Origin of the sequence: Rhodococcus sp. AG1013 (genome assembly GCF_003350365.1) — a bacterium.
Classification (GTDB): domain Bacteria; phylum Actinomycetota; class Actinomycetes; order Mycobacteriales; family Mycobacteriaceae; genus Prescottella.
In genome coordinates, this window is the sequence record NZ_QQAT01000002.1 from 1 (window position 1) to 26,855 (window position 26,855).

At 69.7% G+C, this 26,855-nt stretch carries 28 protein-coding genes; 13 read left to right on the forward strand and 15 right to left on the reverse strand.

Translation table 11 applies throughout. From position 1 onward, the window contains the following. The first annotated feature begins 60 nt into the window (after nucleotides 1–60). The 4 genes from DEU38_RS02570 (at nucleotide 61) to DEU38_RS02585 (ending at nucleotide 3,563) form a co-directional block, all read left to right on the forward strand. A complete protein-coding gene (locus DEU38_RS02570; protein WP_114718587.1) occupies nucleotides 61–813 on the forward strand; it encodes an ABC transporter permease in 753 nt (250 codons plus the stop codon). 98 nt (nucleotides 814–911) lie between these two features. Further along, on the forward strand, nucleotides 912–2,369 hold the full coding sequence (locus DEU38_RS02575) for a M20/M25/M40 family metallo-hydrolase (RefSeq protein ID WP_114718588.1): 1,458 nt from the start codon (nucleotides 912–914) through the stop codon (nucleotides 2,367–2,369). Nucleotides 2,370–2,433: 64 nt separating this feature from the next. Beyond that, nucleotides 2,434–3,303, forward strand: coding sequence for an adenylate/guanylate cyclase domain-containing protein (locus DEU38_RS02580; RefSeq protein WP_174912839.1), 870 nt, complete (start codon nucleotides 2,434–2,436; stop codon nucleotides 3,301–3,303). A gap of 74 nt (nucleotides 3,304–3,377) precedes the next feature. Then, nucleotides 3,378–3,563: a hypothetical protein gene (locus DEU38_RS02585; protein WP_114718949.1), complete on the forward strand. Its 186-nt coding sequence runs from the start codon at nucleotides 3,378–3,380 to the stop codon at nucleotides 3,561–3,563. Here the strand turns inward: DEU38_RS02585 and thiD are convergent, their stop codons facing one another. The 3 genes from thiD to DEU38_RS02600 form a co-directional block, all read right to left on the reverse strand. Continuing rightward, a complete protein-coding gene (gene thiD, locus DEU38_RS02590; protein ID WP_114718589.1) occupies nucleotides 3,564–4,415 on the reverse strand; it encodes a bifunctional hydroxymethylpyrimidine kinase/phosphomethylpyrimidine kinase in 852 nt (283 codons plus the stop codon). 382 nt (nucleotides 4,416–4,797) lie between these two features. Further along, nucleotides 4,798–5,781 carry a prolyl aminopeptidase gene (gene pip / locus DEU38_RS02595; protein ID WP_181818654.1) on the reverse strand — a complete coding sequence of 328 codons (984 nt, stop codon included), beginning with the start codon at nucleotides 5,779–5,781 and terminating at the stop codon, nucleotides 4,798–4,800. A gap of 47 nt (nucleotides 5,782–5,828) precedes the next feature. Then, complete coding sequence (locus tag DEU38_RS02600) at nucleotides 5,829–6,785, reverse strand: alpha/beta hydrolase (RefSeq protein ID WP_114718590.1); 957 nt, start codon at nucleotides 6,783–6,785, stop codon at nucleotides 5,829–5,831. 190 nt (nucleotides 6,786–6,975) lie between these two features. Here DEU38_RS02600 and DEU38_RS02605 point away from each other — a divergent pair, with 190 nt between their 5' ends. Both DEU38_RS02605 and DEU38_RS02610 read left to right on the forward strand, forming a co-directional pair. Further along, complete coding sequence (locus tag DEU38_RS02605) at nucleotides 6,976–7,335, forward strand: GNAT family N-acetyltransferase (protein ID WP_114718591.1); 360 nt, start codon at nucleotides 6,976–6,978, stop codon at nucleotides 7,333–7,335. Nucleotides 7,336–7,426: 91 nt separating this feature from the next. Then, the gene (locus tag DEU38_RS02610; RefSeq protein ID WP_114718592.1) at nucleotides 7,427–7,780 is read left to right on the forward strand and encodes a GNAT family N-acetyltransferase; all 354 of its coding nucleotides are present in this window, start codon (nucleotides 7,427–7,429) and stop codon (nucleotides 7,778–7,780) included. Here the strand turns inward: DEU38_RS02610 and DEU38_RS02615 are convergent, their stop codons facing one another. From DEU38_RS02615 to DEU38_RS02625, 3 genes are read right to left on the reverse strand one after another with little or no spacing between them, the layout of a single operon-like run. Continuing rightward, nucleotides 7,781–8,581, reverse strand: coding sequence for an exodeoxyribonuclease III (locus DEU38_RS02615; protein WP_114718593.1), 801 nt, complete (start codon nucleotides 8,579–8,581; stop codon nucleotides 7,781–7,783). 14 nt (nucleotides 8,582–8,595) lie between these two features. Then, nucleotides 8,596–8,856 carry a GNAT family acetyltransferase gene (locus DEU38_RS02620; RefSeq protein ID WP_114718594.1) on the reverse strand — a complete coding sequence of 87 codons (261 nt, stop codon included), beginning with the start codon at nucleotides 8,854–8,856 and terminating at the stop codon, nucleotides 8,596–8,598. Continuing rightward, nucleotides 8,843–9,448 carry a peptide deformylase gene (locus DEU38_RS02625; RefSeq protein ID WP_114718595.1) on the reverse strand — a complete coding sequence of 202 codons (606 nt, stop codon included), beginning with the start codon at nucleotides 9,446–9,448 and terminating at the stop codon, nucleotides 8,843–8,845. Before DEU38_RS02625 ends, DEU38_RS02620 begins: the two co-directional genes overlap by 14 nt. 223 nt (nucleotides 9,449–9,671) lie before the next feature. On the opposite strand from DEU38_RS02625, the gene DEU38_RS02630 reads away from it, so the two are divergent. The 5 genes from DEU38_RS02630 to DEU38_RS02650 all read left to right on the forward strand — a co-directional run bounded on the left by DEU38_RS02630 (nucleotide 9,672) and on the right by DEU38_RS02650 (nucleotide 14,005). Further along, nucleotides 9,672–9,998, forward strand: coding sequence for a DUF3263 domain-containing protein (locus DEU38_RS02630; protein ID WP_114718596.1), 327 nt, complete (start codon nucleotides 9,672–9,674; stop codon nucleotides 9,996–9,998). Nucleotides 9,999–10,070: 72 nt separating this feature from the next. Continuing rightward, entirely contained in the window at nucleotides 10,071–10,658 is a 588-nt protein-coding gene (locus tag DEU38_RS02635; protein WP_114718597.1) for a LytR C-terminal domain-containing protein, read from the forward strand. 62 nt (nucleotides 10,659–10,720) lie between these two features. Beyond that, nucleotides 10,721–11,431 (forward strand): superoxide dismutase[Cu-Zn], encoded by a 711-nt coding sequence (gene sodC, locus DEU38_RS02640; protein WP_114718598.1) that lies wholly within the window; start codon nucleotides 10,721–10,723, stop codon nucleotides 11,429–11,431. A 99-nt stretch (nucleotides 11,432–11,530) separates the two neighbouring features. Then, nucleotides 11,531–12,649 (forward strand): glutamate--cysteine ligase, encoded by a 1,119-nt coding sequence (locus DEU38_RS02645; RefSeq protein ID WP_114718599.1) that lies wholly within the window; start codon nucleotides 11,531–11,533, stop codon nucleotides 12,647–12,649. Nucleotides 12,650–12,673: 24 nt separating this feature from the next. Continuing rightward, on the forward strand, nucleotides 12,674–14,005 hold the full coding sequence (locus tag DEU38_RS02650) for a phosphatase PAP2 family protein (protein ID WP_114718600.1): 1,332 nt from the start codon (nucleotides 12,674–12,676) through the stop codon (nucleotides 14,003–14,005). A 16-nt stretch (nucleotides 14,006–14,021) separates the two neighbouring features. On the opposite strand, the gene mnhG is transcribed toward DEU38_RS02650, so the two are convergent. The 6 genes from mnhG to DEU38_RS02680 are packed head-to-tail and all read right to left on the reverse strand — an operon-like array spanning nucleotide 14,022 to nucleotide 20,181. Further along, nucleotides 14,022–14,360 (reverse strand): monovalent cation/H(+) antiporter subunit G, encoded by a 339-nt coding sequence (gene mnhG / locus DEU38_RS02655; RefSeq protein ID WP_114718601.1) that lies wholly within the window; start codon nucleotides 14,358–14,360, stop codon nucleotides 14,022–14,024. After that, a complete protein-coding gene (locus DEU38_RS02660; RefSeq protein ID WP_114718602.1) occupies nucleotides 14,357–14,617 on the reverse strand; it encodes a monovalent cation/H+ antiporter complex subunit F in 261 nt (86 codons plus the stop codon). The genes mnhG and DEU38_RS02660 overlap by 4 nt, the downstream gene beginning before the upstream one ends. Further along, nucleotides 14,614–15,186, reverse strand: coding sequence for a Na+/H+ antiporter subunit E (locus DEU38_RS02665; RefSeq protein ID WP_114718603.1), 573 nt, complete (start codon nucleotides 15,184–15,186; stop codon nucleotides 14,614–14,616). Before DEU38_RS02665 ends, DEU38_RS02660 begins: the two co-directional genes overlap by 4 nt. Then, complete coding sequence (locus tag DEU38_RS02670) at nucleotides 15,183–16,784, reverse strand: Na+/H+ antiporter subunit D (protein ID WP_114718604.1); 1,602 nt, start codon at nucleotides 16,782–16,784, stop codon at nucleotides 15,183–15,185. The genes DEU38_RS02665 and DEU38_RS02670 overlap by 4 nt, the downstream gene beginning before the upstream one ends. Further along, on the reverse strand, nucleotides 16,781–17,347 hold the full coding sequence (locus DEU38_RS02675) for a Na(+)/H(+) antiporter subunit C (RefSeq protein ID WP_114718605.1): 567 nt from the start codon (nucleotides 17,345–17,347) through the stop codon (nucleotides 16,781–16,783). The genes DEU38_RS02670 and DEU38_RS02675 overlap by 4 nt, the downstream gene beginning before the upstream one ends. Continuing rightward, a complete protein-coding gene (locus DEU38_RS02680) occupies nucleotides 17,344–20,181 on the reverse strand; it encodes a Na+/H+ antiporter subunit A (RefSeq protein ID WP_114718606.1) in 2,838 nt (945 codons plus the stop codon). The genes DEU38_RS02675 and DEU38_RS02680 overlap by 4 nt, the downstream gene beginning before the upstream one ends. Nucleotides 20,182–20,366: 185 nt before the next feature. On the opposite strand from DEU38_RS02680, the gene DEU38_RS02685 reads away from it, so the two are divergent. After that, entirely contained in the window at nucleotides 20,367–20,801 is a 435-nt protein-coding gene (locus DEU38_RS02685) for an NUDIX domain-containing protein (protein ID WP_181818655.1), read from the forward strand. Here DEU38_RS02685 and DEU38_RS02690 read toward each other — a convergent pair. The 3 genes from DEU38_RS02690 to DEU38_RS02700 all read right to left on the reverse strand — a co-directional run bounded on the left by DEU38_RS02690 (nucleotide 20,754) and on the right by DEU38_RS02700 (nucleotide 25,750). Next, complete coding sequence (locus DEU38_RS02690; protein WP_114718607.1) at nucleotides 20,754–22,136, reverse strand: hypothetical protein; 1,383 nt, start codon at nucleotides 22,134–22,136, stop codon at nucleotides 20,754–20,756. The genes DEU38_RS02685 and DEU38_RS02690 overlap by 48 nt on opposite strands. Before the next feature lie 96 nt (nucleotides 22,137–22,232). Continuing rightward, nucleotides 22,233–23,546 (reverse strand): hypothetical protein, encoded by a 1,314-nt coding sequence (locus DEU38_RS02695; RefSeq protein ID WP_114718608.1) that lies wholly within the window; start codon nucleotides 23,544–23,546, stop codon nucleotides 22,233–22,235. A 17-nt stretch (nucleotides 23,547–23,563) separates the two neighbouring features. Then, the gene (locus DEU38_RS02700) at nucleotides 23,564–25,750 is read right to left on the reverse strand and encodes an AAA family ATPase (protein WP_114718609.1); all 2,187 of its coding nucleotides are present in this window, start codon (nucleotides 25,748–25,750) and stop codon (nucleotides 23,564–23,566) included. Between the two features lie 175 nt (nucleotides 25,751–25,925). Between DEU38_RS02700 and DEU38_RS02705 the strand changes: the two genes are divergently transcribed. Further along, on the forward strand, nucleotides 25,926–26,795 hold the full coding sequence (locus tag DEU38_RS02705; protein ID WP_114718610.1) for an endonuclease domain-containing protein: 870 nt from the start codon (nucleotides 25,926–25,928) through the stop codon (nucleotides 26,793–26,795). The last annotated feature ends 60 nt before the right edge of the window (nucleotides 26,796–26,855 follow it).

Here is a 26,855-nt window from a genome sequence, read left to right on the forward strand (position 1 = left end):
CCACGCTCAGGTCGCCGGACAGCCCGTCGACGCTGCGCAGAACATGGGAGGTGCGCTCCGATGAGCGTGTTGAATGCAGAACGCATCAAGCTGACGACCACGAAGTCTCCGATGTGGTGCAGCCTCATCGCGGTCGTCGTCAGTGTCGGGTTCGCGGCCATCATGGGCACGGCGTACAAGTCGCTGGTCTCGTCGGGCGACACGTCGATGGGCGAGTTCACGGTCGCGTACACGCAGGCCGGCGCTGCCCAGTTCGGCGCCATGCTGGTGATGATCATGGCGGCGCTCGCGGTCACCACCGAGTACCGCTTCGGTGTCATACGCACCACGTTCCAGGCGATCCCGAACCGGACGCAGGTGATCGGTGGCAAGGCGCTGCTGCTGGCGATCGTCGCCGCGGTACTGGGTCTGATCATCTCGCTGGTGTCGTTCTACCTGGGACAGGCGACCTCGGGCGTGAGCCTGTCGATCGGCTCGGGTGACAACGCCCGCGAACTGTTCGGCATCCCGATCTACTACGCACTGTTGGCGGTGCTCGCGGTCGGCGTGGGCACATTGATCCGTCAGTCGGCGGGTGCCATCTCGCTGCTGCTGCTGTGGCCGCTGGTGATCGAGAGCCTCGCGACCATGATCCCCAAGGTCGGCAAGTACATCGGCGAGTTCGGCCCGTTCAACAACATCTCCTACTTCCTCGGAAGCGGTGGCAACTTCGACTTCCACTGGGGTCCGTGGGGTGCACTGCTCTACTTCGCGGCGTTCGTCGCGATCGTGTTCGGCGCGGCCCTGTTCCTGGTGAACAAGCGCGACGCCTGACCGTTCCCGCCTACGATGAGGGTCCCGCACCGATACCGGTGCGGGACCCTCCTCGCGTTCAGCGGCACGGGGCTGCCGCGGCGGTTACGCTTCGCCGCATGCGAATGAGGGCGGCGTTCGTGACGGGCCTGGCCGGTGTGCTGATGCTGTCGGGGTGCAGCGATCCCGACGACCTGAGCCCTCCGATCGACGGCCCCGGGCTGGCGGCAGCGATCGACACCGACGCGGTGATCGGCGACCTCGAACAGCTCGAGATCATCGCCACCGAGAACGGCGGCAACCGCGCGGCCGGCACACCCGGCTACGACGCGAGCGTCGACTACGTGGTGGGGCAGCTCGAGCAGGCCGGATTAGATGTGGAGACACCGGAATTCGACGTCGACATCTTTCAGGTGACCACGCAGACACTGCAGGTGTCGGGCCGGGACGTGCCGGTGAAGGCGCTGACGTACTCGCCGGCCACCCCGCCCGGGGGACTGCAGGCCCGGCTGGTGCCGGTGCCGTCGGACGACACCCCGGGCTGTGAGGCCACCGACTACGACGGCCTCGATGTCACGGGCGCGGTGGCGCTGGTGGATCGCGGGTCGTGCCCGTTCGCGCAGAAGCAGCAGGTGGCGGCCGATCGGGGTGCGGCGGCGATCCTGGTGGTCAACAATGAGGACGGCCCGCTGACCGGTGGCACGTTGGGCGACAAGGACGCCGCGCGGATCCCCGCCGGTGGCATCGGCAAGGCCGACGGGGCGGCACTGCGTCAGGGCGGCGACGCGACGCTGACGATCGACGCCACCGTCGAATCCTCCAAGTCCCGCAACGTGATTGCGCAGACGAAGACCGGCGCCGACGACAACGTCGTCATGGTGGGGGCGCACCTGGACAGCGTCCGGGAGGGGCCGGGTGTCAACGACAACGGTTCGGGCGTCGCGGCGCTGCTCGAGACGGCGCGGCAGCTCGGCGCGACGCCGAACGTCGACAACGCGGTGCGGTTCGCGTTCTGGGGCGGTGAGGAGATCGGACTGCTCGGCTCGGAGGCGTACGTGAACGGTCTCGACGCCGCCGCACGCGGCGACATCGCGATGTACTTGAACTTCGACATGGTCGGCTCGCACAATGCCGGCTACCTCGCGTACGACGGCGACAACTCCGACAAGGCGGGCGAGGGCCCGGGGCCGGAGGGGTCGGCGGGCATCGAGCGCACGTTCGACGCGATCCTGCTGCAACTGGGCATCTCGCCGGACGGCACCGACTTCGACGGCCGCTCCGACTACGGGCCGTTCATCGCTGTCGGAATCCCGGCGGGCGGGTTGTTCACCGGCGCCGACGAGAACAAGACCACAGCTCAGGCCGAGAAGTGGGGCGGTGAGGCCGACACTATGTTCGACCCGAACTACCACACGTCACAGGACACGCTCGCGAACGTCGATCGTCGGGCGCTGGCCCTCAACGCCGAGGCCGTGGGGTACGGCGTCGGGCACTACGCACAGTCGATCGACGGTCCGAACGGGGTGCCGGCGGCCGGTGACGCGCGGACGGCGGCCCGTGCCGATGCCGGGAAGTAGGCGCCGAAAGCGGCGTCACGCGGCAGTTCTGCGAGATGACCGGCCCGCGATTATTCTTGCCGGGGTGAGTGACGACCCGCAGGGAGACGGCGCCACACCGGAACCGGTCGAGACCGATTCCGGCGCCGTGAGTGGGCATGCCAAGGTGACGGGCTCGGTCGCGAAATGGGTCCGTGACGCCGACCGGCAGCCCCAGCTGGTCGATGCCGTCCGGCGGATCCGGCAGGCGCTTCCCGGGGATCCCGCGTTCGGTGATCCGCTGTCGACGGCCGGTCCGGGCGGGGCCCGGGCGGCGGCCCGCATGATCGACACCGGGCCGGGTGCGTCCCGCGAGGTAAGCATGGCGGCACTCCAGGTGCTGCAGGCGATGCTCGAGAAGGCATGGGGCGGTCCGGCGAACGGCGAGGTCACGATCGTCTTCACGGATCTGGTGGGGTTCTCGAGCTGGTCGCTGGGCGCCGGTGACGGCGCCACCCTGGGTCTGCTGCGGGAAGTGGCGGCCACGGTGGAGCCGCCGATGATCGAACGCGGCGGCCAGGTGGTCAAGCGGCTCGGCGACGGGCTGATGGTGGTGTTCGACCATCCGGACAAGGCGATGGAGGCGGTGTTCGCGGCCCGCGCGGCGCTCGCGACGCTGGACCACCACGGTTACCGCCCGCGCATGCGCGTCGGCCTGCACACCGGGCTGCCGCAGCCCATCGGCGCGGACTGGTTCGGCGTGGACGTCAATGTCGCAGCCCGGATGATGGAGCTCGGCGGCAACGGGAACGTCGTGATGTCCGGCAACACCTACGACGCGATCGGGGAGGAGCGGCTCGCCGAGCTGGGCCTGGTGGCCAAGCGGTACCGCCGCGGTCTTCTGGCGGCGCCGCAGCGTGGGGTGCCGGAGGACCTGCGGGTGTTCGTGCTGCGACCGGCGCCCGCACCGCGGTGACGCCGCAGCCGGACGATTCCGACGAGTTCGGGAAACGGTTGCCGCCCCCGTCACCCGGCGCGCACACTGAGGACGTGGCCGAGTCCGAGCATCCACAGCGAACACCCTTCTACGGGGTGCTGATGATCATCGCGGCGTTAGCGGCGGCGATCGCGGTGAGCTATTACGGGCCCACGTGGTTCCGGATTACCGTCTACATCCTCGCGGTGCCGGTGGTGGCGGTCGGTTTCGTCATGACTTTGCGCGACTATTCGCGCTGATCAGGCGTTTTCTGGATCCAGTCGCCACAGCGGCGAGACCGGACCGTGTCCGGCGCCGAGGTCGTACGACGCCTCGAGGCACTTGGTGACCCACTCCTTGCCGAATGCGACCGCGTCGGGCATCGCGTAGCCGTTGGCGAGCGCGCACGCGACGGCCGCGGCGAGGGTGTCGCCGCCACCGTGGTCGTTGCCGGTGTCGATCCGCGGGCTGGTGAACTCGTGGAAGGTGTCGCCGTCGAACAGCAGGTCGGTGCTCGACGTCGACGAGCGCAGGTGCCCGCCCTTGACCATCGACCACTGCGCGCCGAGTGCGTGCAGGGCCTCGGCGGCGCGGCGGGCGCTGGCGTCGTCGACCACCTCGATGCCGGTGATGAGGCGCACCTCGTCGAGATTCGGTGTCACGAGCGACGCGATGGGGATGAGGGTGTTGCGGACGGCGTCGAGCGCCTCGGCGTGCAGCAGCGGATCGCCGTGCATGGACGCGCACACCGGGTCCACCACCAGCGGGATGGAGCCGTCGCGGCCGATGCCGACCTCGGCGCACACCTGCGCGACGGCCTCGATGATCGCGGTGGACGCGAGCATGCCGGTCTTGGCGGCGGAGACGCCGATGTCCTCGACGACGCAGCGCACCTGCGCGGCCACCGTCTCGGGCGGGATCTCGTGAAATCCGCTGACGCCCACCGAGTTCTGCACCGTGACCGCGGCGACCGCGACGCACGCGTGTACCCCGCACATCGCCATGGTGCGCGAATCGGCCTGGATGCCCGCGCCGCCGCCGGAGTCGGTGCCGGCGATGGTGAGGGCGCGGATCGGGGTCTGGCCGGTCGGCGTCAAGGGCAGGTAGTTCACGGCCTCGAGCCTACCCATGTGACCGGGTGCGACGGACGGTGGTGTGAGGGGCGCGGTGAAGCTCGAGTGCTGGGACGTCCACGACGTGACTCGTCCCGGTGCCGGAGGGATGCCGGCACCGGGACGAGGTCAGCGGTGGATCAAGATGATGCGGGTGGATCAGGGTTCGACCAGCTCCCAGCCGGCCACGTTGTAGACGGCGCTCGTGGTGGACAGGGAGTTGCCCGTACCAGCGGAGGGCAGACCCGCCCGCAGGTTGACGGCCCAGTTCAGCGAGCCGAGCGGTCCGCAACCGGTGGCGCCGGGAACGGCGAAGTCGGTGATGGTTTCGGCGGGGATTTGGGGTCGCTCGGGTCAGGCTCAAAAATGAACTGCAGTACAACTATTGGAGCGGATCGGCATACGTGTGTGCCCGGGCGAATCGGTCCGTGCCGGCCACGGCCAGGTCTGTCATGCCCGGATCGCCGGAGAAGTGGCCGGCCTCGTCCACGAGATGCAACTCGGCATCGGGCCACGCTGCGGCCAGCGCGCGGACGCTGTCCGCGGGGCAGCTGATATCGCGCATGCCGTGCACCAGGACGCCGGGGATGCCGTGCAGTCGGTGCGCGTCGCGCAGGATCTGCCCGTCGGGGAGGAAAGCCGCATTGCTCCAGTAGTGGGTGACCAGGCGCGCGAAGCACATTCGGAACGTCGGGTCGTCGTAGCGCGGATCGGCGCGGTGCTCGGGACGCACCCGCACATGGGCATCCTCCCACGCGCACCAGTCCCGTGCCGCCTGCTCGCGCACGGCCGGATCGGAGCTCTCGAGCAGCCGGCTGTAGGCGGCGGCGAGGTCGCTGTCACGCCACTCGGCGGGCACGCCGTCGCGATAGCGCGCCCACTGCTCCGGAAAGTGCACGCCTACACCGCGGGTGACCCATTCGACCTCCGTGTGCGAGGTGGTGGCGACGGCACCGAGGACGATCCCACGGACATGTCCGGGGTGACTCTGGGCGTACGTCAATCCCAGCGTCGAACCCCACGACCAGCCGAACACCAGCCAGCGGTCGATGCCGAGGTGTGTCCGCAACCGCTCGATATCGGCGATCAGATGCTGGGTCGTGTTGCCGTGCAGACTCGTTGCGGGGTCGCTCGCGTGCGGAAGACTGCGGCCGCAACCTCGCTGGTCGAACAACACGATCCGGTAGGCCGACGGATCGAAGAAGCGCCGCCACCCCGGTGCACATCCCGAACCGGGGCCGCCGTGCAGGACCACCGCCGGAATGCCGTCCGGATTGCCGCAGCACTCCCAGTAGATCCGGTTGCCGTCACCGACCTCGAGCATGCCGTGCACGTACGGTTCGATCCGTGGATACAGGGCCGTCATGCCTCTGAAGGTACAGGGCCACTGCGTGTTCGGGACTCCGTGTTTCTTCAGGCGCCGTAGAGGGCACGCTCGAGAGCCGTGGTCGCGAGTAGCAGTGCGGTCCGCGCGGCGTGGGTGTCGGCGAGGGCGTTGAGCATCATGAAGTCGTGGATCATCCCCTGGAACCGCACCGCGGTCACCGGGACGCCCGCGGCGCGTAGCTTGTTCGCGTACGCCTCGCCCTCGTCGCGCAGCACGTCGGCCTCGCCGTTGATCACCAGAGCCGGGGGCAGCCCCGCCAACTGCTCGGTGGTGGCCCGCAGCGGCGAGCAGGTGATCTCGGCCCGATGCGCCGGGTCGGTGGTGTACTGATCCCAGAACCAGCGCATCGCCTCCACGGTGAGGAAGTAGCCGTGCGCGAACTGGCGGTACGAGTCGGTGTCGAACTCGGCGTTGGTGACCGGATAGAACAGCACCTGGTGGCGGAACTGCGGGCCGCCGCGCTGCTTGGCCAGCAGCGTCAGCGCGATCGTCATGTTCCCACCCACGCTGTCGCCGGCCACCGCGATCCGCGTCGGATCCAGGTCGGCGTCCGTGCCGTGGTCCGCGATCCAGATCGAGGTGGCGTAGAGCTCCTCGATCGCCGTCGGATACTTCGCCTCCGGTGAGCGGGTGAAGCTCGGAAACGCCACGGCCGCATTGGATCCCACGGCCAGCTCGCGGATCAGCCGGTCGTAGATGTCGGCATCGCCGAACACCCACCCGGCCCCGTGGTTGTACTGGATCACCGGCAGCGGGCCGGCCGCGGCGCGCGGGCGCACGATCCGGATCGGGATCTGCCCGGACGGACCGCCGTCCACCACCCGGTCCTCGATCTCCACGGACGGCTTGGCGATGTCGCCGGACTGCACCTCGTCGAACTGGGCCCGGCCCTCCTCGACCGGGAGCTCGTACAGGAACGGGGGTTCGGCGGTGGCGTCGGCGAACTCCTGCGCGGCGGGTTCGAGGACCGGTTCGAGCGGCATCGGAACATCCCTTCCGGCGTGCAACGCGGTGTCCCTCGATTGTCTGCCCGGGCGCACCGGCGGCCAACGGCATTTGCCGGGAATCCGATCGCAAAACATTCGGTCAAACGCCTGACAGGTGGGCCCGGCCGCCTGTACTAATAGTGGCGTGGATCACATTATTGCACCGAAAGCGTCCCGAGGAGGTGTCGTGTTCGCGGATTCGCCCCGTGCCGACGTGACCGACAATGCCGACCAGAACCGTTTCGAGCTGTGGCTCAACGGGGATCTGGTGGGAATCGTCGGCTACTACGACACCTCGCCGGTCGCCAAGAAACGCGCCGGCGGACGCCGCGCCGTCTCCCCGGTCGTGTCGTTCATGCACACCGTCGTCGTGGAGGACTTCGGTCACCGCGGCCTCGCCGCCGTCATGGTCCGGCGCGCGCTCGACCAGGCGCGGAACTACGGCTGGCAGGTCCGGCCGGTGTGCACGTACGTGCAGAGGTTCGTCGAGGCCAACCCCGAGTATCGGGACCTCATGGTTCCGCTCGACTCGATCTCCCTCAACTGATCGACCTCCGGCCACGGCGCGGTCAAGGAACTGCATCGAACCGCCGCACTCGTCCCGAAACGGACCCGGTGCCGGCGGTTCGGCCGGTTTCATGGGGAACGTGAACACCGAATCCCCACGAACTGCGGGTGCCGTCGCCGACGCCGTCCGCATCGTCGACAGCCCGCCACACGAGCGCTACGAGCTGTGGGTGCGCGACGACCTCGTCGGCATCCTCGGCTATCACCGCGACAGTGCCGGGCCGTCCGGTGACGTGCTCACCCTGCTGCACACCGTCGTCCGAGAGGATCGAAGCGGTCGCGGCTGGGCGGCGGTACTGGTGCGGGCCGTGCTCGACCGGGCCCGCAGTGAGGGCACCCGGATCCGACCGGTGTGCACCTACGTCACGCGGTTCCTCGGCACCCACACCGAGTACCTGGACCTGCTCGACGAGCGGCCAGCCTGATCAGTCCAGGTCGACCACGACCGGCGCGTGATCGCTCGCGCCCTTGCCCTTGCGCTCGTCCCGATCGATGTGCGCGCCGGTGACCCGCGCCGCGAACGCCGGCGAACCCAGCACGTAGTCGATGCGCATGCCCTGACGCTTCGGGAACCGCAACTGCGTGTAATCCCAGTACGTGTAGACGCCCGGACCGGGCGCGTGCGGGCGCACCACATCCGCGAACCCGGCCTCGGCGAACGCGTCGAACGCGTCCCGCTCCGGCTGCGACGTGTGCGTCTTGCCCTCGAAGAACGCCGGGTCCCACACGTCCTCGTCGGTGGGCGCGACATTCCAGTCGCCGACCAGGGCGATCTGCGCGTCCGGGTTGCCGGCCAGCCAGCCTTCCGCGTCCGCGCGCAGCTTTGCCAGCCACTCCAGCTTGTAGACGTAGTGCGGATCCGTCAGCTCACGGCCGTTGGGCACGTACAGGCTCCACACCCGCACCCCGCCCACCGTCGCACCGATCGCGCGCGCCTCCTGCGCGGCCTCCGCCTCCGGATCCTTGTTGAACCCGGGCTGGTCCGCGAACCCGATCTGCACGTCCTCGAGCCCGATGCGCGACGCGATCGCCACGCCGTTCCACTGGCTCAACCCGACGTGCGCCACCTCGTAGCCGGCTTCGGTGAACCGTTCGTACGGGAACTGCTCGTCCTTGCACTTGGTTTCCTGCATCGCCAACACGTCGGTGTCGGTGCGGGCCAGCCAGTCCACGATCCGGTCGGTTCGGGCACGGACCGAGTTCACATTCCACGTCGCGAGTCGCACACCCGTGAGGGTAGTCAGCTGCCCCGACAGTCGTCGGACCCGGTCCCGGACCGGCGCACCGGCTTGGGGCCGAGGGCCTTCAGGCGCACCACATCGCCCCGATCCACCTCGACGACCCGGTCGTCGGCGGTGCGGACCACCACCGTCGGCTCGAGCTGCTCGAGGGTGCCGATCACGTCGGTGAGCGGGTGGGTGCCACCGGGTGGCAGGCGATACCGCACCACCACCCGGCCTCCGAGCGTCGGCTGACCCTGAGGAGGGTCAGTCCTCGTCATCGTCCTCGTCGTGACCGAACGGGTCGTCCACCGTGCCCGGCGTCCAGCTCAGGTCCGGCACACCCCAGCCCGCGCGCTTGATCGTCTTCTTCGCGGCCCGGGCGTTGCGGCCGATCAGCACGTCCACGTACAGGAAGCCGTCCAGGTGTCCGGTCTCGTGCTGCAGCATGCGCGCGAAGAAACCGTGGCCCTCGATCTCGATAGGGTTGCCCTCGGCGTCCGTGCCGGTGACCTTCGCCCAGTCGGCGCGGCCCGTCGGGAACTGCTCGCCGGGCACCGACAGACAGCCCTCGACGTCGTCGTCCTCGTCCGGCATGGTCTCCGGAATCTCCGACGTCTCGAGCACCGGGTTGATCACCTCGCCGCGGCGGCGGATCGCCTTGCCGGTCGCGTCGACGTCGGGGCAGTCGTAGACGAACAGGCGCAGCGGCACACCCACCTGGTTCGCGGCCAGGCCGACGCCGTTGGCGGCGTCCATCGTGTCGTACATGTCGCCGATGAGTTCGGCGAGTTCGGCCGGCGACTGGGTCACCGGCTTGGTCGGCTCGTGCAGTACCGGGTCGCCGACGATCCGGATCGGAAGAATTGCCATGGTCACCAAGGATAATGGGCGTGCGAATAGCGGCGCGCCCCGGCGGAACCCGGCCGCCGCCGCCGCGATCGTGGTTCAATGACCAGGAAGAACATCGGTGTAATTCGTGATCGGGGGGTCGTTCGGCCGAGCGCCCGAACACGACGTTCGGCCTGATCCGATCGGGCCCACCAGGGGGCACGAGGTTCGCCGAGGCCGGGCGAGACAGCAGTCGAGGAGTGAGATGGACGGCGCAGCAGCCCGGAACCAGTCTGAACGCAGCGACGGCGCGTCGAGCAACGAGGTCGGCGAGGACGGCCTCACCCGACGCGAGCACGACATTCTCTCCTTCGAGCGGCAGTGGTGGAAGTACGCCGGCGCCAAAGAAGAAGCCATCAAGGAGCTCTTCTCCATGTCGGCCACTCGCTACTACCAGGTGCTCAACGCGCTCGTCGATCGTCCCGAGGCTCTCGCGGCCGACCCGATGCTGGTCAAGCGCCTGCGTCGCCTGCGGGCCAGCCGACAGAAGGCCCGCGCCGCCCGCCGCCTGGGCTTCGACATCTCTACGTAAGCCGCCATTCAACCCCCGGTCGTCGTCACCTCGTTACGAGAACAGTCCGACGTGCCGATTAAGGTCGGAACAGTGACCACCCCGAACCCAGAGTCGTCAGGCCCCCCGCTGCGAGCCCTCGCGATGGTGCTGATCGCCCTCGCGATCCTCTTCGCCGGGCTGGGCGCCGCCTCCCTGGGTGGCTCGGACTCCGACGAGGCCGCACCCGAGACCGCGGCCACCACGACCTCTGCGCCCGCCGCGGCCCCCGCCGCCGCGCGCACCACCACCGCCGCGCCCGCCACCACCTCGGCGGCCGAGACCACGACGACGACGGCCACCAGTTCCGCGCCGTCCGGGTCCGCCACCACCTCCGCATCCGCCATCACGTCCGCCCGCGTCGACAAGTCGATTCCGGTGCGGGTGTTCAACAACAGCACCGTCTCCGGTCTCGCCGGCCAGACCGCGAGCGAACTCACGTCGAGCGGCTGGAACGTCTCCGAGACCGGCAACTACAGCTACGGCCTGATCCAGAACACCACCGTCTACTACGGCGACACCGCCGCCGAGAAGCAGGCCGCACAGGCCATCGCGGCGGAACTGGGCGTCACCGCGGAACCGCGTTTCGCCGGCATCTCCAGCGCCTCGCCCGGCGTGATCGTGATCGTCACCTCCAACTAGCCCGCGAAAACCCGCTGGTTATGATCATCGGCAGATTTCAACCATCTCGAAGGAGCGGTTCGATGGCCTCGCATTCCACCCGTCGCAAGTCCTGGCGCGTCGTGACCCCGTTGGTCGCGATCGCCGCTCTGGGGCTGACCGCGTGCTCCAACAACGAGGAGCCCACCGACGTCCCCGGCACCACCCCGCCGGTGTGGACCGGTTCCGCTGCCCCCAGCGGCTCGCACGCCGAGAGCGGCTCCGAGAACACCTCCGGCCCCGCCGTGTCCGACACCGTCTCGGTGCAGCTCAAGGACGCGAAGGGCACCTCGGTCGGCACCGCCACCCTCGCGGAGACCGCCGGCTACGTCGAGATCACCGTCAACGCGCAGGGCCTCGAGCCCGGCTTCCACGGCCTGCACGTGCACTCGGTCGGCAAGTGCGAGCCCAACTCCGTCGCCCCCACCGGCGGCGAGCCCGGCAACTTCCTGTCCGCCGGCGGCCACTTCCAGGTCGAGGGCCACACCGGGCACCCGGCCAGCGGCGATCTCACCTCCCTCGAGGTCCGCGAGGACGGCAAGGGCTACCTCGTCACCACCACCAACGCCTTCACTCTCGCGGACCTGAAGAACGGCGGCAAGGGCACCGCGCTGATGATCCACGCGGGCGCCGACAACTTCGCCAACATCCCGACCCGCTACACGCTGCCCGACAACGCTCCGGTGCCGGACCAGGCCACCCTGGCGACCGGCGACGCCGGCGGCCGCGTCGCCTGCGGCGTCATCGGCGGCTGATCACGTCCGACCGACGCGAGAACTGACAACGGCGGGGCCATCACGGCCCCGCCGTTTCGCGTCCTGCGGGCGCTCGGACGCTGTGGTTGGATCGGTGATGTGGGAGTCCCTTTCGCCGGTTCGCCGCGTCCGACCCTCGGGGTGGAATGGGAAATCGCGCTGGTCGACCGGACCACTCGCGATCTGTCCAACACCGCCGCAGCCGTCCTCGACGGCGTCGGTGAACTCGCCGAGAAACCTCGGGTCACCAAGGAGTTGCTGCGCAACACCGTCGAGTTCGTGACCGGTATCTGCGACAACGTCGGCGAGGCCATGGACGACCTGTCCGAGACCATGTCGCTGGTGCGCCGGGCCGCTGATCCGCTCGGGGTCGACCTGATGTGCGCAGGCACCCATCCGTTCGCACAGTGGTCCACGCAGTTGCTCACCCGCACCCCCCACTACGACGAGCTGATCGAACGCACGCAGTGGTGGGGCCGGCAGATGCTCATCTGGGGTGTGCACGTGCACGTCGGGATCTCGACGAAGGAGAAGGTTTTCCCCATTCTCAACGCGCTGCTGCTGAAATATCCTCACCTGCTTGCTCTTTCGTCGTCGTCGCCGATGTGGACCGGCGTCGACACCGGCTACGCCAGCAACCGCGCGCTGATGTTCCAGCAGCTGCCCACCGCCGGCCTGCCGTTCCAGTTCGACGACTGGACGCAGTTCGAGGGCTACGTCCACGACCAGCTCACCACCGGCGTCATCGAGAACCTCGGCGGCCTGCACTGGGACATCCGGCCCGCGCCGCGCTGGGGCACCATCGAGGTCCGCGTGTGCGACGGCGTCTCCTCCCGCACCGAACTGAGCGCCCTCGTCGCGCTCATCCACTGCCTCATCGTCGACCTCGACACCCGGCTCGAGGCGGGGGAGACGCTGCCGTCCATGCCGCCGTGGCACGTGCAGGAGAACAAGTGGCGCGCAGCCCGATACGGCCTCGACGCCGAAGTGATCCTCGGCGCCGACAACCGTGAACGGCTCGTCACCGACGACCTCGACGACCTGCTCGAGCAACTCACCCCCACCGCGGTGAGGCTCGGCTGTGCCGACGAACTGGCCCGCGTCGCCGACATCCCGCGCCGCGGGGCGTCGTACCAGCGGCAGCGCAAGGTGGCCGCCGCGACCGGTGGCGACCTGCGCGCCGTGGTCCGCTCGCTCGTCGAGGAACTGGACACGTAAGCGCGAATTCACCCGCCGTTTACTATGAACGGCGTGTTAGTGGACGGTGGCGCGCGGACGGAGCCGAGACGGCTCGACGGACGAACCCGAAGTCTCCTGCTCGGCGGCGTCGTTGCGGCAGGTCTCGCCATCCTGATCGCGCTGCAGATCTTCGCTTTGTCACGCGGCTTCGAGGGGCCGCTGACGAGCCTCTTCAACGATTTTGCGGGCACCCCCAAGTCGGCGTCCGTGCCGTGGGCCGGGCTCGCCCTCGCGATGGTGGGGCTGACCAACCGGCAGCGGGTGCTGGCGCTGTCGAGCGCCGTGGCTCTCGACGTCGTGATCGCCGCGATCCGCTACCTCGCCGGCGGGCCCCTCACCGTCGGCAACGGTGCGGTGATCGTGCTGACCGCGATCGGCGTGTACGCCGGCGCGAAGTGGCAGGGCGAACAGCGCCGCAGCGCTCTCATGGGCGTCGGCCTCGGCGCACTGCTGATCGTCGCCACCAAGTTCGGCGACGTGTGGCTGCACATCACCATCCTCGCCGGACCGCAGGTCCTCGACCAGTACGTCCAGCTCGCCGACCACGCCCTCGGCAACCCGTCCTGGGTGATGGGTGAGGTGGTCGACGCCCTCGGCTCCGTCGGCTACGGCGTCCTGCACTGGGTGTACATCGAACTGCCCGTCGCCGCGATCGTCGTCGCGCTGTACCAGCTGCGCAAGGGCTGGCCGTCACACCACCTGGTCCGGACGTTCCTGCTGATCGGACTCGTCGGGCCGGTCTTCTACATCCTGTTCCCCGTCGTCGGACCGATCTTCGCGTTCGGCGCCGACGGCAACGGCTTCCAGGTCGGCGATTTCTGGCCGTCCGTCGTCCCGTTCGACCTGACGCCGTCGGCGATGCCGTTCGACGACGCCACCCCGCGCAACTGCATGCCCAGCCTGCACACCGCGTGGGCGCTCGCCATCTTCCTGCACTCCCGGCAGGGCCCGTGGTGGCTGCGCTGGGGCGGCATGTTCTGGCTGCTGTGCACCCTCACCGCGACCCTCGGCTTCGGCTACCACTACGGCGTCGACCTCATCGCCGGCGCCGTCCTGACCCTCACCCTCGAATCCGCGCTGCGCGCCCCCGAACGCGGCTGGGGCTGGTTCCGGCTGCGGCTCGTCGCGTCCGGCGCCGTCCTGATTGCCGCCCTGCTGCTCAGCTACCGATTCCTGGCCGTGGAGATCGCGGAGTACCCGGCCGTCTCGGCGCCGCTGCTCCTCGGCGTCCCCGCGCTCTTCGCCTACGGCTACTGGCGCACGTTCTACCGGGACCTCTCCTCCCCGCGTTCTGCGCACTTGTCGCTGTCGGAGGACGGCCCGTCCGCGCGATAAGTGCGCAAAACGCGAGCTAGCGGAAGGTGCCCGGATCCTCGTCGCGGTTGATCAGCAGCCCGTCGCGCCCGCGCTGTTCGCGGTAGGCGACACGGCCGACACTGTGCGCGATCACCGGGGCCGTCAGCAGCGTGAACAGGCCGATGAGCACGAGCATCCAGATGTCGACGTTGCCGTGCAGCCGGATCACCGCGCCGACGAGCACCAGCACCAGGCCGACGACCTGCGGTTTGGTGGCCGCGTGCATGCGGGAGAGGGTGTCGGGGAATCGGACGATGCCGATCGCGGCGGTGAGCGCCAGGAACGATCCGGTGAGGATGCAGATCGCCGCGAGGACGTCGAGGAAGGTGTTCACGAGTCGTCACTCACCCGGAATCGGGCCACGCTGACCGAGCCGACGAAGCCGACCAGGGCGAGCGCGACGATGGCGGGCACGATCGTGGTGTCGCCGCTGTAGGCCGCCCACACCGACAGCCCGCAGATCGCGGTGGCGATGAGGGTGTCCATCGCGACCAGGCGGTCGAGGCTGCCGGGCCCGGCGAGCAGTCGGTAGGTGGTGAGCAACGCCGCCACCACCAGCATCACTCCGGCGATGATCATCACGGCTGTCATGCTCGATCCTCCCTGCCCTCTTCGTGGTACTCGTAGTCCCGCAGGTGCCACGGAGCCGGCTGCCATTCCGAATCACGCTCGAACGACGCGATGAACAACCGCTCGAGCTCCCGCACCGATCGGTAGAACTGGTCGACGGCCTTGGTGGTGCCGACGTCGAGCACGTGCACGTACACCGCGCGCCGGGCCTGGTCCACCTCGAGCACCATCGTGCCGGGGATCAGGTTGAGCACGTCGACGCACAGCGTCAGCACCAGGTCGGACTTGATGCCGAGCTTGCAGCGCAGCACGCCGGTCACCGGCGGCGGCCCCGGCCGGATCGCCAGCCATGCCACCTGCGCGCTCGACTGCGCGGCATAGAAGATGATCATCCAGACCAGCTTGATCATCGACAGCAGATGCACCCGGCCCTCGACGGGTACCCGGGGAAGCGGCAGCAGCCACATGATCAGCAGCCCCACCACGAGCCCGCCGAGCACGTTCGCGATGCTGAACGTGCCCCACAGCAGGATCCACACCACCGTCAGCCACGCGAGGACGCCGACGCGGAGTACGCGTTCGCGGGTCATCGGTCACCTCCCTCGCCCAGTACGGCGGTGATGTAGACATCCCGATTCTGCAGGTCCTGCGCCGCGCGGTCACTGATCCCGATCATCGGGCCGGCGAAGAGCGTCAGCGCCAGACCGACGCAGACCAGTCCGATCGTCGGCACCAGCATGAACACCGGCATCCGGCCCACGTCCTCGCGGTCGACGAACGCGATGTCCTCCTCGGACTCGTCGATCAGTGCCGACGGGCTCACGTCGGCGAGCTCGCCCTCGGGGGCGTCGGCGCGGGCCCGCCAGAACGCCTTGGTCCACACGCGGCCCACGACGTACAGCGTCAGGAGGCTGGTGACCGTGCCACCGGCGACCAGCAGCCACGACAGCACACTCGGGTGCGCGACACCGGCCTGCAGCAGCGCGATCTTGCCGATGAACCCGGAGAACGGCGGGATGCCGCCGAGGTTCAGCGCCGGCACCAGGAACACGATCGCGAGCACCGGGCTGGCGGCGGCGAGACCGCCGAGGCGGCGCAGCGACGACGACCCGGCCTGTCGTTCGATCAGACCCACCACCAGGAACAGCGTGGTCTGCACGATGATGTGGTGCGCCACGTAGTACACCGCCCCGGACAGACCCGACTGGGTGGACAGCGCGACACCGAAGATCATGTAACCGATGTGGCTGACCAGGGTGAACGAGAGCAGACGTTTGATGTCGCTCTGCGCGATGGCGCCGAGGATGCCGACGATCATCGTCAACAGGCCGCACACCATCAGGACCTTGTCGAGCTCGCCCTGCGGGAACAGCAGCGTGTGCGCGCGGATGATCGCGTACACACCGACCTTGGTGAGCAGGCCCGCGAACACCGCGGTGACCGGGGCCGGGGCGGTGGGGTAGGAGTCGGGCAGCCACGTCGACAGCGGGAACACCGCCGCCTTGATGCCGAACGCCACCAGCAGCACACCGAAGATCGCCATCCGGGTGCCGGCGGGGATGTCGTCGAACCGCAACGCCATCTGCGCGAGGTTGAGGGTGCCCGTCGCGGCGTACGCGAACGCGATACCGCACAGGAAGATCAGCGACGACACCATCGACACCATGACGTACGAGACGCCCGCCCGGACGCGGTCGGCGCTGGCACCGAGCGTCAGCAGCACGAAACTCGCGGCCAGCAGCACCTCGAATCCGACGTACAGATTGAACAGGTCGCCCGCGAGGAACGCGTTGCACACACCGGCCGTCAGCGCCAGGTACGTGGGCAGGAAGATCGACACCGGCTGGTGTTCGTGCCCGTCCCGGATGCCCTGACCGATCGAATAGATCATGACGGCGAGCAGCACGATCGACGACACCAGCAGCATCAGCGCCGACAACCGGTCCACGACCAGCGTGATACCGATCGGGGTGTCCCAGCCGCCCACCTGGATCGCGGTGGTGCCGTGCCGGTCGGCGAGATACAGCAGCATCGCCGAGACGCCGGTGACCGCGGTGAGCGCGGCCAGGGTGACCCAGCGCTGCGCGGTGGGCCGGCGGCCGAGGATGAGCGTGACCGCCGCGGCGATCATCGGGATGAGGACCGGCAGTGGGGCGAGGGTGCCGATGAGTGCGGGGGAGAGCGTCATCGCCGACCTCCCGGCGTCTCGGCGTCCACGGTCTCGGCGTCGCCGTCCCCTTCGAGAAGGTCCTCGAACGACTCGTAGTCCTCGGGATCCTCGAGCTGGTCGACGGGGATCGGGTTGCCTTCCGAGTCGAAGGCGTCGCCGCTCTTGCTGGGCGCGCCGGTGATCGGGTCGTCGGAGCGGTCGCGGTCCGGCGCCTCGGCCGGGGTGCGCCGCTTGGAGACCTTGGTGTCCTCGGGGTCGTCCTCGACCCGGTCCGCGGTATTGATCTTGAACGATCGGTAGGCGAGGGCCAGCACGAACGCGGCGATGCCCATCGTGATGACGATCGCGGTCAGGATCATCGCCTGCGCCAGCGGGTCGGCCATCTCCTCGTGCACCGACTCGCGACCCACGATCGGCGGGTTGCCGGAGCGTCCGCCGACCGTGAGGATCAGCAGGTTGACGGCGTTGCCGACCAGCAGCAGACCCAGCAGCATCCGCATGATGCTGCGTTCGATCAGCAGGTACACACCGGCGGCGGTCAGCACGCCGATGACGATCAGGGTGGCGAGGTCGGCGCTCATCGGGCGTTCACCTCGACCTGTGCGTCGAGTCGGGCTCCGAGGCTGCGGAGCACGTCGAGCACGAGACCCACCACGATCAGGTACACCCCCAGGTCGAAGAACAGTGCGGTGACGATTTTGATGTGGCCGAGCAGCGGCAGCGTCACCTCGAACACTGCCGACGACAGCGGCGGCGCGCCCAGGAACAGCGACGTCAGCGCGGTACCGGCGGCGAGCGCGAGGCCCAGGCCGAGGATCTTGCCGGCGTCGATGGGCACGGTCTCACCGAGTTCGTAGCGGCCGCCGGCGAGATAACGCAGCACCAGCGCCAGGCCCGCGGTCAGACCGCCCGCGAACCCGCCGCCGGGGGCGTTGTGGCCGGAGAAGAAGAAGTACACCGACAGCACCATGATCGTCGGGAAGATCAGGCGCGTGGTCACCTCGAGCACCAGCGAACGGTGTCGCGGATCGATGAGGTCGCCGCCGCGCAGCCACGTCGTCTCCGTGCTCGCCGACGCGGCGTCGAGCACGATGGACGGGGCGTCGGCGACCCGCGGTGCGGTACCGAACCGGCGGTGCCGGAACACCAGGCTCGCGACGCCGGTTGCCGCGACCAGCAGCACCGAGATCTCGCCCAGGGTGTCCCACGCGCGGATGTCGACGAGCAGCACGTTGACCACGTTGCGGCCGTTGCCGAGCAGGTACGCGGCGTCGGGCAGTTGGTGGTAGATCGGCACCGAATTCCGGGCGTTCATCGCGTACGCGGCGATGGTGGTGACCGCGGCGCCGACGCCCACCGCGAGGATCGCGCGCGGCAGCTTGAAGCCGATGGCCTGCCGCTCGTCCACCTCGGCGGGCAGCTTGCGCAGCACCAGCACGAAGATCACCAGGGTGAGGGTCTCGACGAGGAACTGGGTGAGCGCGAGGTCGGGGGCGCCGTGCAGCGCGAAGATGACGCCGCAGCCGTAGCCGCTGAGCCCGACGAGGATCACCGCGGCCAGGCGGTTGCGCAGCACGGTGGCGGCCAGCGCGGCCGCCATCATCATCAGGCCGACGGTGAGCTGCAGCGGCGATTCCCACAGCCGGATGTCCGCCCACACATCGGTGCGCAGGGCCAGCAGGATCACCGGCAGCAGCACCAGCGTCGCGAGGATCGTCGACTGCGTCAGCGGCAGCGAACCGCGCTGGGTGAAACCGGTCAGACGCATCGACAGCGTGTCCATGCCACGCAGGGTGGCGTCGTACACGCGGTCGGCGTTGCCGAGCGGCGGATGCTGGAACCGCAGCCGCGCGACGGCCCAGCGGTGCGCCACGAACAGCAGGGCACCGACCACGATCACGACACACGTCAGCAGCAGCGGCAGGTTGAAGCCGTGCCACAGCGCGAGGTGGTAGTCGGCGTGCGGGCCGGCGGGCAGCGTCGTCGAGTACGGCGTGAGCAGCTTCTCGAGCTGCGGCGACAGCGGACCGGCGGCCAGACCCGCGACCGCGAGCAGCGCGGGCGGCGCCAGGAACAGGGCGCCCGGGGCGTGCATGTTCGCGACCGCGGCGCTGGGCTTGCGCAGCCGCTTGCGACCGAACGCGCCCCACACGAACCGGATGCTGTACGCGACGGTGAGGATCGAGCCGAGCACCATCGCGACCACGATCGTGGTGCTTGCCCACGGCTCGAGCACGCTCGCGTCGAGGATCGATTCGAGGGCGGCTTCCTTGCCGACGAAGCCGAGGAACGGTGGCAGGCCGGCCATCGACGCCGCCGCCAGCGCCGCGATCGTCGCCAGCCACGGCGCGCTGGGGCCGAGCCGGGCGAGCTTGCGGATGTCGCGGGTGCCGGTGGTGTGGTCGATGATGCCGACCACCATGAACAGTGCGGCCTTGAACATCGCGTGCGCGACGACCATCGTCATGCCGGCCAGCGCGGCGTCGCGGGAGCCGACGCCGACGAGCACCATGAGGAAGCCGAGCTGGCTGACGGTGCCGAACGCGAGCACGAGTTTGAGGTCGAACGAGCGGAGCGCGCGCCAGCCGGCGAGCAGCATCGACGCCAGCCCGAGCGTGATGATCGTGACCCGCCACGGCGGCGAGTCCGCGTAGCCGGGGGCCAGGCGGGCCACCAGGTAGATGCCGGCCTTGACCATCGCGGCCGCGTGCAAGTACCCGCTGACCGGGGTGGGTGCGGCCATCGCACCGGGCAGCCAGAAGTGCAGCGGCACGATCGCCGACTTCGACAGCGCGCCGATCAGCACCAGCACGATCGCGACGCTCGCAAGCCAGCCGCTCGCCGGGTTCGCGACCACGTCGGACAGGTTGTAGCTGCCCACCTGCTGGCCGAGCATGATGATGCCGACCAGCATCGCCAGTCCGCCCGCCGTGGTCACCAGCAGCGCCTGGGTCGCCGCGCGGCGACTGGTGGCGCGCTCGGCGTAGTGGCCGACGAGCAGGAACGACAGGACCGTCGTCAGTTCCCAGAACGTGTAGAGGATCAGCATGTTGTCGCTGGTCACGAGGCCGAACATGGCGCCGGCGAAGGCGACCATCTCCGCGGCGAAGATGCCGAGGCGGGGTTCGTCGTCCTTGAAGTACCGCGCGCAGTAGACCAGGATCAGTGCGCCGACACCCAGGACCAGCACCGACATGATGGCGGCCAGCGAATCGAACCGCATGTCGATGTCCATGGACAGGCCGGGCGCCCACTGGATGTGCAGGGACTGCTCGGTGCCCCAGTTCGCGATGACCCAGCCGAGGCTCGCGAGCGGTACCAGCGCGAGCGGGAAGAACGCGTTGCGTCCTATTGATCGCACGACGAGCGGAGCCAGAACGGCGGCTATCGCGTGGGCGATCAATACGACTAGCAAATGGCACTCCGTCGGGTTGTCGGGCGGCGGGGTGACGAATCGGTAGAACCGAGAGTCGGGTAGACCGTTCGCTTAGCTAGCGAAGGGGACTACGGGGTCTATCTTACTAAGTGTCCAAATCGAAGTTTCAATCGGTACAAAGCGGACAAACCGTGGTAGATGGGTGGTCGAACCCAGACGGGGGTATGTTGCGACAGGTGTCCGACGAGAACCCCACCGTGATCCGAACCGCCGCTCTCGCGCATATCCGGGACCGCCGCATGCTGCAGGCCAGATCCGCCGGCAAGACCGCCTTCTACATGGCCGGCGGCAAGATCGACCCGGGTGAGACCCCGGAACAGGCCCTGCACCGGGAGGTCCGTGAGGAACTCGACGCGGGGATCGTGGACGGGACGCTCATTCGGTTGGGTGTGTTCGAGGCGGAGGCCTTCGGGCACCAGCCCGGTACCCGCCTGCACATGACGTGCTTCCTCGCCGACCTCGCCGACGAGCCGCAGGCCACCAGCGAGGTCGCCGAGATCCGCTGGTTCACGGAGGCCGAGTACGCCGCGATGCCCGAGACCGCGCCCGGTTCACGGCTCGTCTTCGCGCGGCTCCGGGAACTGGACCTGGTCGACTAGTCGCGCCCGGAGTCCCCGAATCGCGAGCGCGCAGAACACCACGACCAGCAGCAGCGCGACGCCGGCGCCGCGGTCGAAAGTGACGTTCGACGGCCACGGATCGCTGTCGACGAAAATCTCGATTGCCTCCGACGTGGACAACCCGTTGGGCATGTTGAACGGGACGTCCGGCAGCGGCTCGTAGCTTCCGCTGTAGACCACGAACGAGGTCGTGACGCCCACCAGCGTCGTGAACACCAGCGACAGCAGCGGCACGACCAGGCCCAGCGCGGCGACGGCTCCGCCGTCGGGCAGGGTCGAGCCGAGGGCGAGTCCGATCCCGACACCGAGGACCGCGAGTTCGACGAGGAACCACGCTCGGCTGTCGGTCGCCGTCGGGTCGACGGCGGTCCACAGCGGGATCACCGCGAGCAGGCATAGGCCGATCAGCGGCGACGGTCGGCGCAGCGCGATCGCGACGCCCGCGGCCACCGCCGTGACTCCGACGGCTACTGGCAGCCAGGGCTGCAGCCGGAGATGATCGTCGGCGAGGAGCGTCGTGACCATCGGTGCGGTCGCCGCGACGGCGGTGGCGGCGAGCAGGAACGGCGAGTCGAGGCGCCGCGCCCAGAACTCGGTGAGCGCGACGACCAGCACGAGGCACAGCCCGACGACGATCCACAGCCGGAACCGTGACCCGCTCTGGCCGTCGATCCACGCGCTGAGGAGGCGGTGCCCGACGGCGAGCGTCGACACCGCCGCGATCGCCTCGCGCACAGTCCCGGCGTCGGCGCGTGCGGGTGTGTCGGTGTCGACCGCCGCGCACACGGCCGCGAGGACGATCGCGGGAACCAGCACCCACCAGAACGGCTCGCCGAGCATCGACGTGCTCGGTGTCCAGTCGGAGTGCGCGGTGTGGGCGACGACGAACGTCGCGGCGACGGCGATCGTGAGGGCAAGCCGGGGGAGGGCCCGCGACCACGCCGCGGCCACGACGGCACCCAGCAGGACGCCGCCGGCCACGCACTTGGTGTAGTACAGCACCGTCAGCTGGTCGAGATCGCTCACGCCCGACACCGCCAGGCGCGCCGCGATCAGGACAGCCGTCGCCACGACCGCCGTGATCCACGGGGGTCGAGCCGAACCGGCGCGCTGGAGCGCCCCGTACGCGAGTACGGCGACGACGCAGCCGACGGCGACACCGGTCGGCAGGGCGGCGTTCCAGTCGTCCAACTGGCGCTCGGACGCACTGAACAGCGGTCCCCACTGGGGGCGGCTGATGAGGACGAACGTCCCCAGCACTCCCGCGAACGCGGTGGCGACGGCCGTCAGCGACAAGCGGGCGTTCGTGGTCATCGGCCCGACGTTACCTGCAGCTCAGCGGTTCTCGGTGCAGGCCTTCGGGTGCCCACCCGGTCCGGCGGCGACCGCCTCGTGGACTGACGCGCGGCGTCATTCCGCTCGGGAGGCGGGACGGGTGCGCAGCCTGCGGATCGCGACGGCGCAGTAGAGCACGACGATCAGGAGCGCGACTCCGGCGAGGTGGCTGACGGGCGCGTAGGGCTCGACGGCTCCGAACAGGCCGCCCTCGGTGTGCGGGGGCCGTTCGTGCGTGCCGCTGTAGATCGCGATCGCGCCGTCGGACTGTGCGACGTACGTGAACACCAGCGACAGGAGCGGCACCGCGAGACCGAGCGATGCGAGGGCACCGTCGTCGGGCAGGGTCGAGCCGAGGGCGAGGCCGATGCCGAGTCCGAGAACCGCAAGTCGTGCCAGGAGCCAGGCGCGGCCGTCGCCGACGTCCGGATCGATCGCGGTCGAGAGCGGGATCAGCGCGAGCAGCGCGAACCCGAGTGGGGGCGACGAACGTCGCACCGCGACCGCCAACCCGCCGGCCACCGCTGCGACGCCGACCGAGACCATCAGCCACGGCTCGAGCGTGAACTGTCGAGCAATCTGCGGTGTGACCAGCGCGGCGGCCGCGGCCACCGCGGTCGCCGCGAGCAGGAACGGGCTGTCGACGCGTCGTGCCCAGAATTCGGTGAGGGCCGTCACCAGCACGAGGCAGACACCGATGAAGACCCACACCAGCAGTTCGGAGTTGGTGGTCTGACCGTCGATCCATGCCCCGAGCGTTCGGTGGGCGAACGCGAGGGTGGTGGCGGCGGCGATCGCCTGGATCATGATCCGGTCGGTCCCGGCGGTCGTTATGTGGGCCGTATCGATCACCACGCACACCGCGGCGAGGACGAGCGCCGGGATGAGCAACCACCAGAACGGCGGACCCAGTGTCGACACGCTGGGTTCATTGGTGGCGTGCGCGGTGTGTGCGACGACGAGTGTCGAGGCGACCGCGGTGGCGAGGACGAATCGTGCGAAGGGGCGCATCCACACTGCGGCGACGGCCGCACCGAGCAGCAGCCCAGCGGCTACGCACTTGGCGTAGTGCAGGGTCGTCACCTCGACCAACCCGCGTACGCCCGGGACCGCGATCCGGGCCGCGATCAGCATGCTCGCTGCTACGACGGCCGCGGCCCAGGCCGGCCGCAGCGAATGCGCGCGTCGCAGGGCCACGTATGCCGGTACCGCGAGGGCCGCGCCGATCACGGATCCGGTGGGCAGGGCGTCGAGCCACCACTCCAGCTGGCGGCCGGTCACGTTGATCGTCCCGCGCCACTCGGGCGGGTTTGCGAGCACGAACGTGGCCAGGGTGCCCGCGAACCATGCGGCTACGGCGGGCACCCACACGCGGACGGTCGGGGCCACGCCTCGACGCTAGCCCCTCACCGGTTCTCCGCGTAGGCCTTGAGGTGCGCGACCTGATCGGGGTCCAGGGACGGCCGCACCTTCTCCCGCGCCGCCGCGACGTCGTCGGCGGTCACGTCGGCGGCATCGACACTGCGTCGCATGGCCGCGAGGGCGGCCTCGCGCAGTAGCGCCGCACAGTCGGCGGCCGAGTAGCCGTCGAGGTCCTGTGCCAGCGCGTCCAGGTCGACATCGTCCGCGAGCGGCACCGACTTGCCCGACGTCCGCAGAATCTCCTTGCGCGCGTCCGCGTCCGGCGGCGGCACGAACACCAGCCGCTCGAGCCGGCCGGGGCGAAGCAGGGCGGGGTCGATCAGGTCGGGACGGTTGGTGGCACCGAGCACCACGACGTCGCGGAGCGGTTCGACGCCGTCGAGTTCGGTGAGCAGCGCGGCCACGACCCGGTCGGAGACACCCGAGTCGGAACTCTGCCCGCGGCGTGGGGCGAGGGCGTCCACCTCGTCGAGGAAGATCAGCGACGGCGCCGAATCGCGTGCGCGCTGGAACAATTCGCGCACCGCCTTCTCCGACGAGCCCACCCACTTGTCCATCAGCTCGGCGCCCTTGACGGCGTGAACGCTGAGTTGACCCGAACTGGCAAGGGCGCGAACGAGATACGTCTTGCCGCAGCCGGGCGGCCCGTACAGCAGGACGCCGCGCGGCGGGTCGACGCCCAGGCGTGCGAACGAATCCGGGTGCTGCAGCGGCCACAGCACAGCCTCGGTGAGGGCCTGCTTGGTCTCGACCATGTCGCCGACGTCGTCGAGGGTGACGCTGCCGATCGCGAGTTCCTCGGTGCCCGAGCGCGACAGCGGCCGGATCACCTCGAGGGCGCCCACCAGGTCGTCCTGCGTCAGCCGGGGCTCGGCCTTGGCGCTGCTCGCCCGCGACGCCGCGCGCAGTGCCGCCTCCCGACACAGGGCGGCCAGATCCGCGACGACGAAACCTGGAGTGCGTGATGCTATCTCGGTGAGATCGAGATCGGCGGTGGGAACCTTGCGGAGCAGCAGTTCCAGCAGTTGCCGGCGCCCGGCACCGTCGGGCAGTGACAGCGACAGCTCGCGGTCGCACAGGTCCGGTCCGCGCAGTCGGTCGTCGAGGCTCTCGGGGTGTGCGGTGGTGGCGACGAACGCGACCGACTCGGTGTCGACGGCGCGGCGCAGTTGGTCGATGATCATCGTCGAGACCGGTTCGCGCACGGCGGGCAGCAGCGCATCGATGTCGGTGATGAGCAGCACGCCACCGGACCGGACGGTGTCGACTGCCGCCGTGACCTGCTGGAGCCGCGACTGCGCTTCGGCCGCACCGGCTCCCGGACCGTCGAGTTCCACGACCCGACGCGACGCCAGCACCGAGCGGGCCAACATCGACTTGCCGACCCCGGCCGGTCCGGTGACGAGGACCCCGAGGTGCGGTGAGGCGCCGAGGGTGTGGAGAAGTTCGGGCTCGTCGAGTGCGAGTCCCAGCCACTCGGTGAGCTTCGCGGCCTGGGCGTGGGCGCCCACCAGGTCCTCGACGGGGACCGTCGAGCCGGTCCGCGGTTCGGTGACGGTCGGCGCCGCGGTCGGCGTGCCCGAGACCGGCGCCGGTGTCGCGTCCGGCACCCCGGAGCCCCAGCTCACCGCCGAATTCGGTTGCACGCTCACCGGTCCGCCCGACGGGTCGACGCCGGTGACCGTCAGCAGCTCCGACGTCCACGTCACCGCGAACGTGCGCGACAGCGCCTGTGTCGCCGACGCGGTGCTGGTGCCGGGGCCCAGGTCGCGCGGCAGCAGCGACACGGCGTCACCCACGGTGAGGACCTTGCCGAGCAGCGCCTGTCGCAGTGTGGTGTCGGAGACGGAATGCTGCGCCATCGAGGAACCGCTGACGGTGACCGTCCGTGCGCCGTACACCGTGACGGGGGTGACCACCACCGTCGCGTTCTCGCGTAGCCCGACGTTGGAGAGCGTGACGTCGTCGAGTAACGCGGTGCCGGTGGGTGTTCCGGCCGGTGCTCGTCCCGCGACCGCGGCCGTGCGCCGGGCCCCGACGAGGGCGATCGCGTCCCACTCCCGCAGCCCCAGCGCCGCGAGGGCCTCGGGGTGCAGTCGCACCACACCGCGTCGGGCGTCCGCGGCGGACGTGTTGAGTCGGACCGTGAGCGTCAGTTCGGGGGAGGTCACGTCTGCCAGCCTAGTGCGGCCCGACGCGTCCCCTCCCTCCCCGCGATTTGCGCACTTATCGGTGCCGGCGGGGCCCCGGGAACACCGATAAGTGCGCGAATCGCGGGACGGCGGTTGTGGATAAGTCGGTGCGAGGACGGATTCGGGCCCGGTCGGTCCGGCAGGGTGTCCGAACATGAGGAGACCGGAACTGCCCGAGGTGTTCCTGGGTGTGGACGCGGTCCGCGACGGGGCACTGACGGCGATGGAGCTTCGCGGCCCGCGCGTGCGGCGGCTGTTTCGCGGCGTGTACTGCCCGAGCGTCGTCCGCGACAGCCACGAGCTCCGGTGCCGGGCGGCCGCGCTCACCGGGGAGGGGGCGCTGGTGCTGACCGGACGGTCCGCTGCGGTCGTGCGGGGCGTGCCGCTCGCCTCGACGTGGGACCCGGTGGAGGTGATCGCGCTGCCGGGGCACCGTGTCAACCGGCGTCCGGGGCTGCAGGTGCGCCGCGTCGCCATCGATCCGTCCGACCACGAACCGTGGGATCGCATCGCGATCGCCCGGCCCGAGCGGATGACGTTCGACGTCCTCGCGACCGGTGCGCTGGTCCGTGCGGTGGCGGACGCGGACCGGATCCTGGGCGCCGGGCTGACGTCCCGCACGGGCATGGAGCGCTACCTGGACGGCCGACGCGACCACGGCGTCGTCCGAGCGCGTGAGGCGCTGGCCCTCACCGACCCGCGCGCCGAGTCGCCCAAGGAATCGGAGTTGCGGGTCCGCCTGTGTCTGGCCGGTCTGACACCGACTCCGCAGGTGGAGATCCACGTCGACGGGCGGTTCGTCGCGCGTGTCGATCTCGGCTTCGAGGAGGAGCGGGTGGCCGTCGAGTACGACGGGCGCTGGCACGGTGAGAAGTTCGCCCTCGCCCGGGATCGCGACCGTCAGAACCGGCTGCGCGCGGCCGGATGGGAGATCGTGTTCGTCACCGCCGAGATGCTCGTGGATCCGGTCGCGGTCGTCGACCTCGTCGACGGCGCCCTGCGTCGTGCACGTCGGCGGCACTGACGGCCGACGTTTTGCGCACTTATCGGTCTTCCCGGGGCCTGCCCGAGACCGATAAGTGCG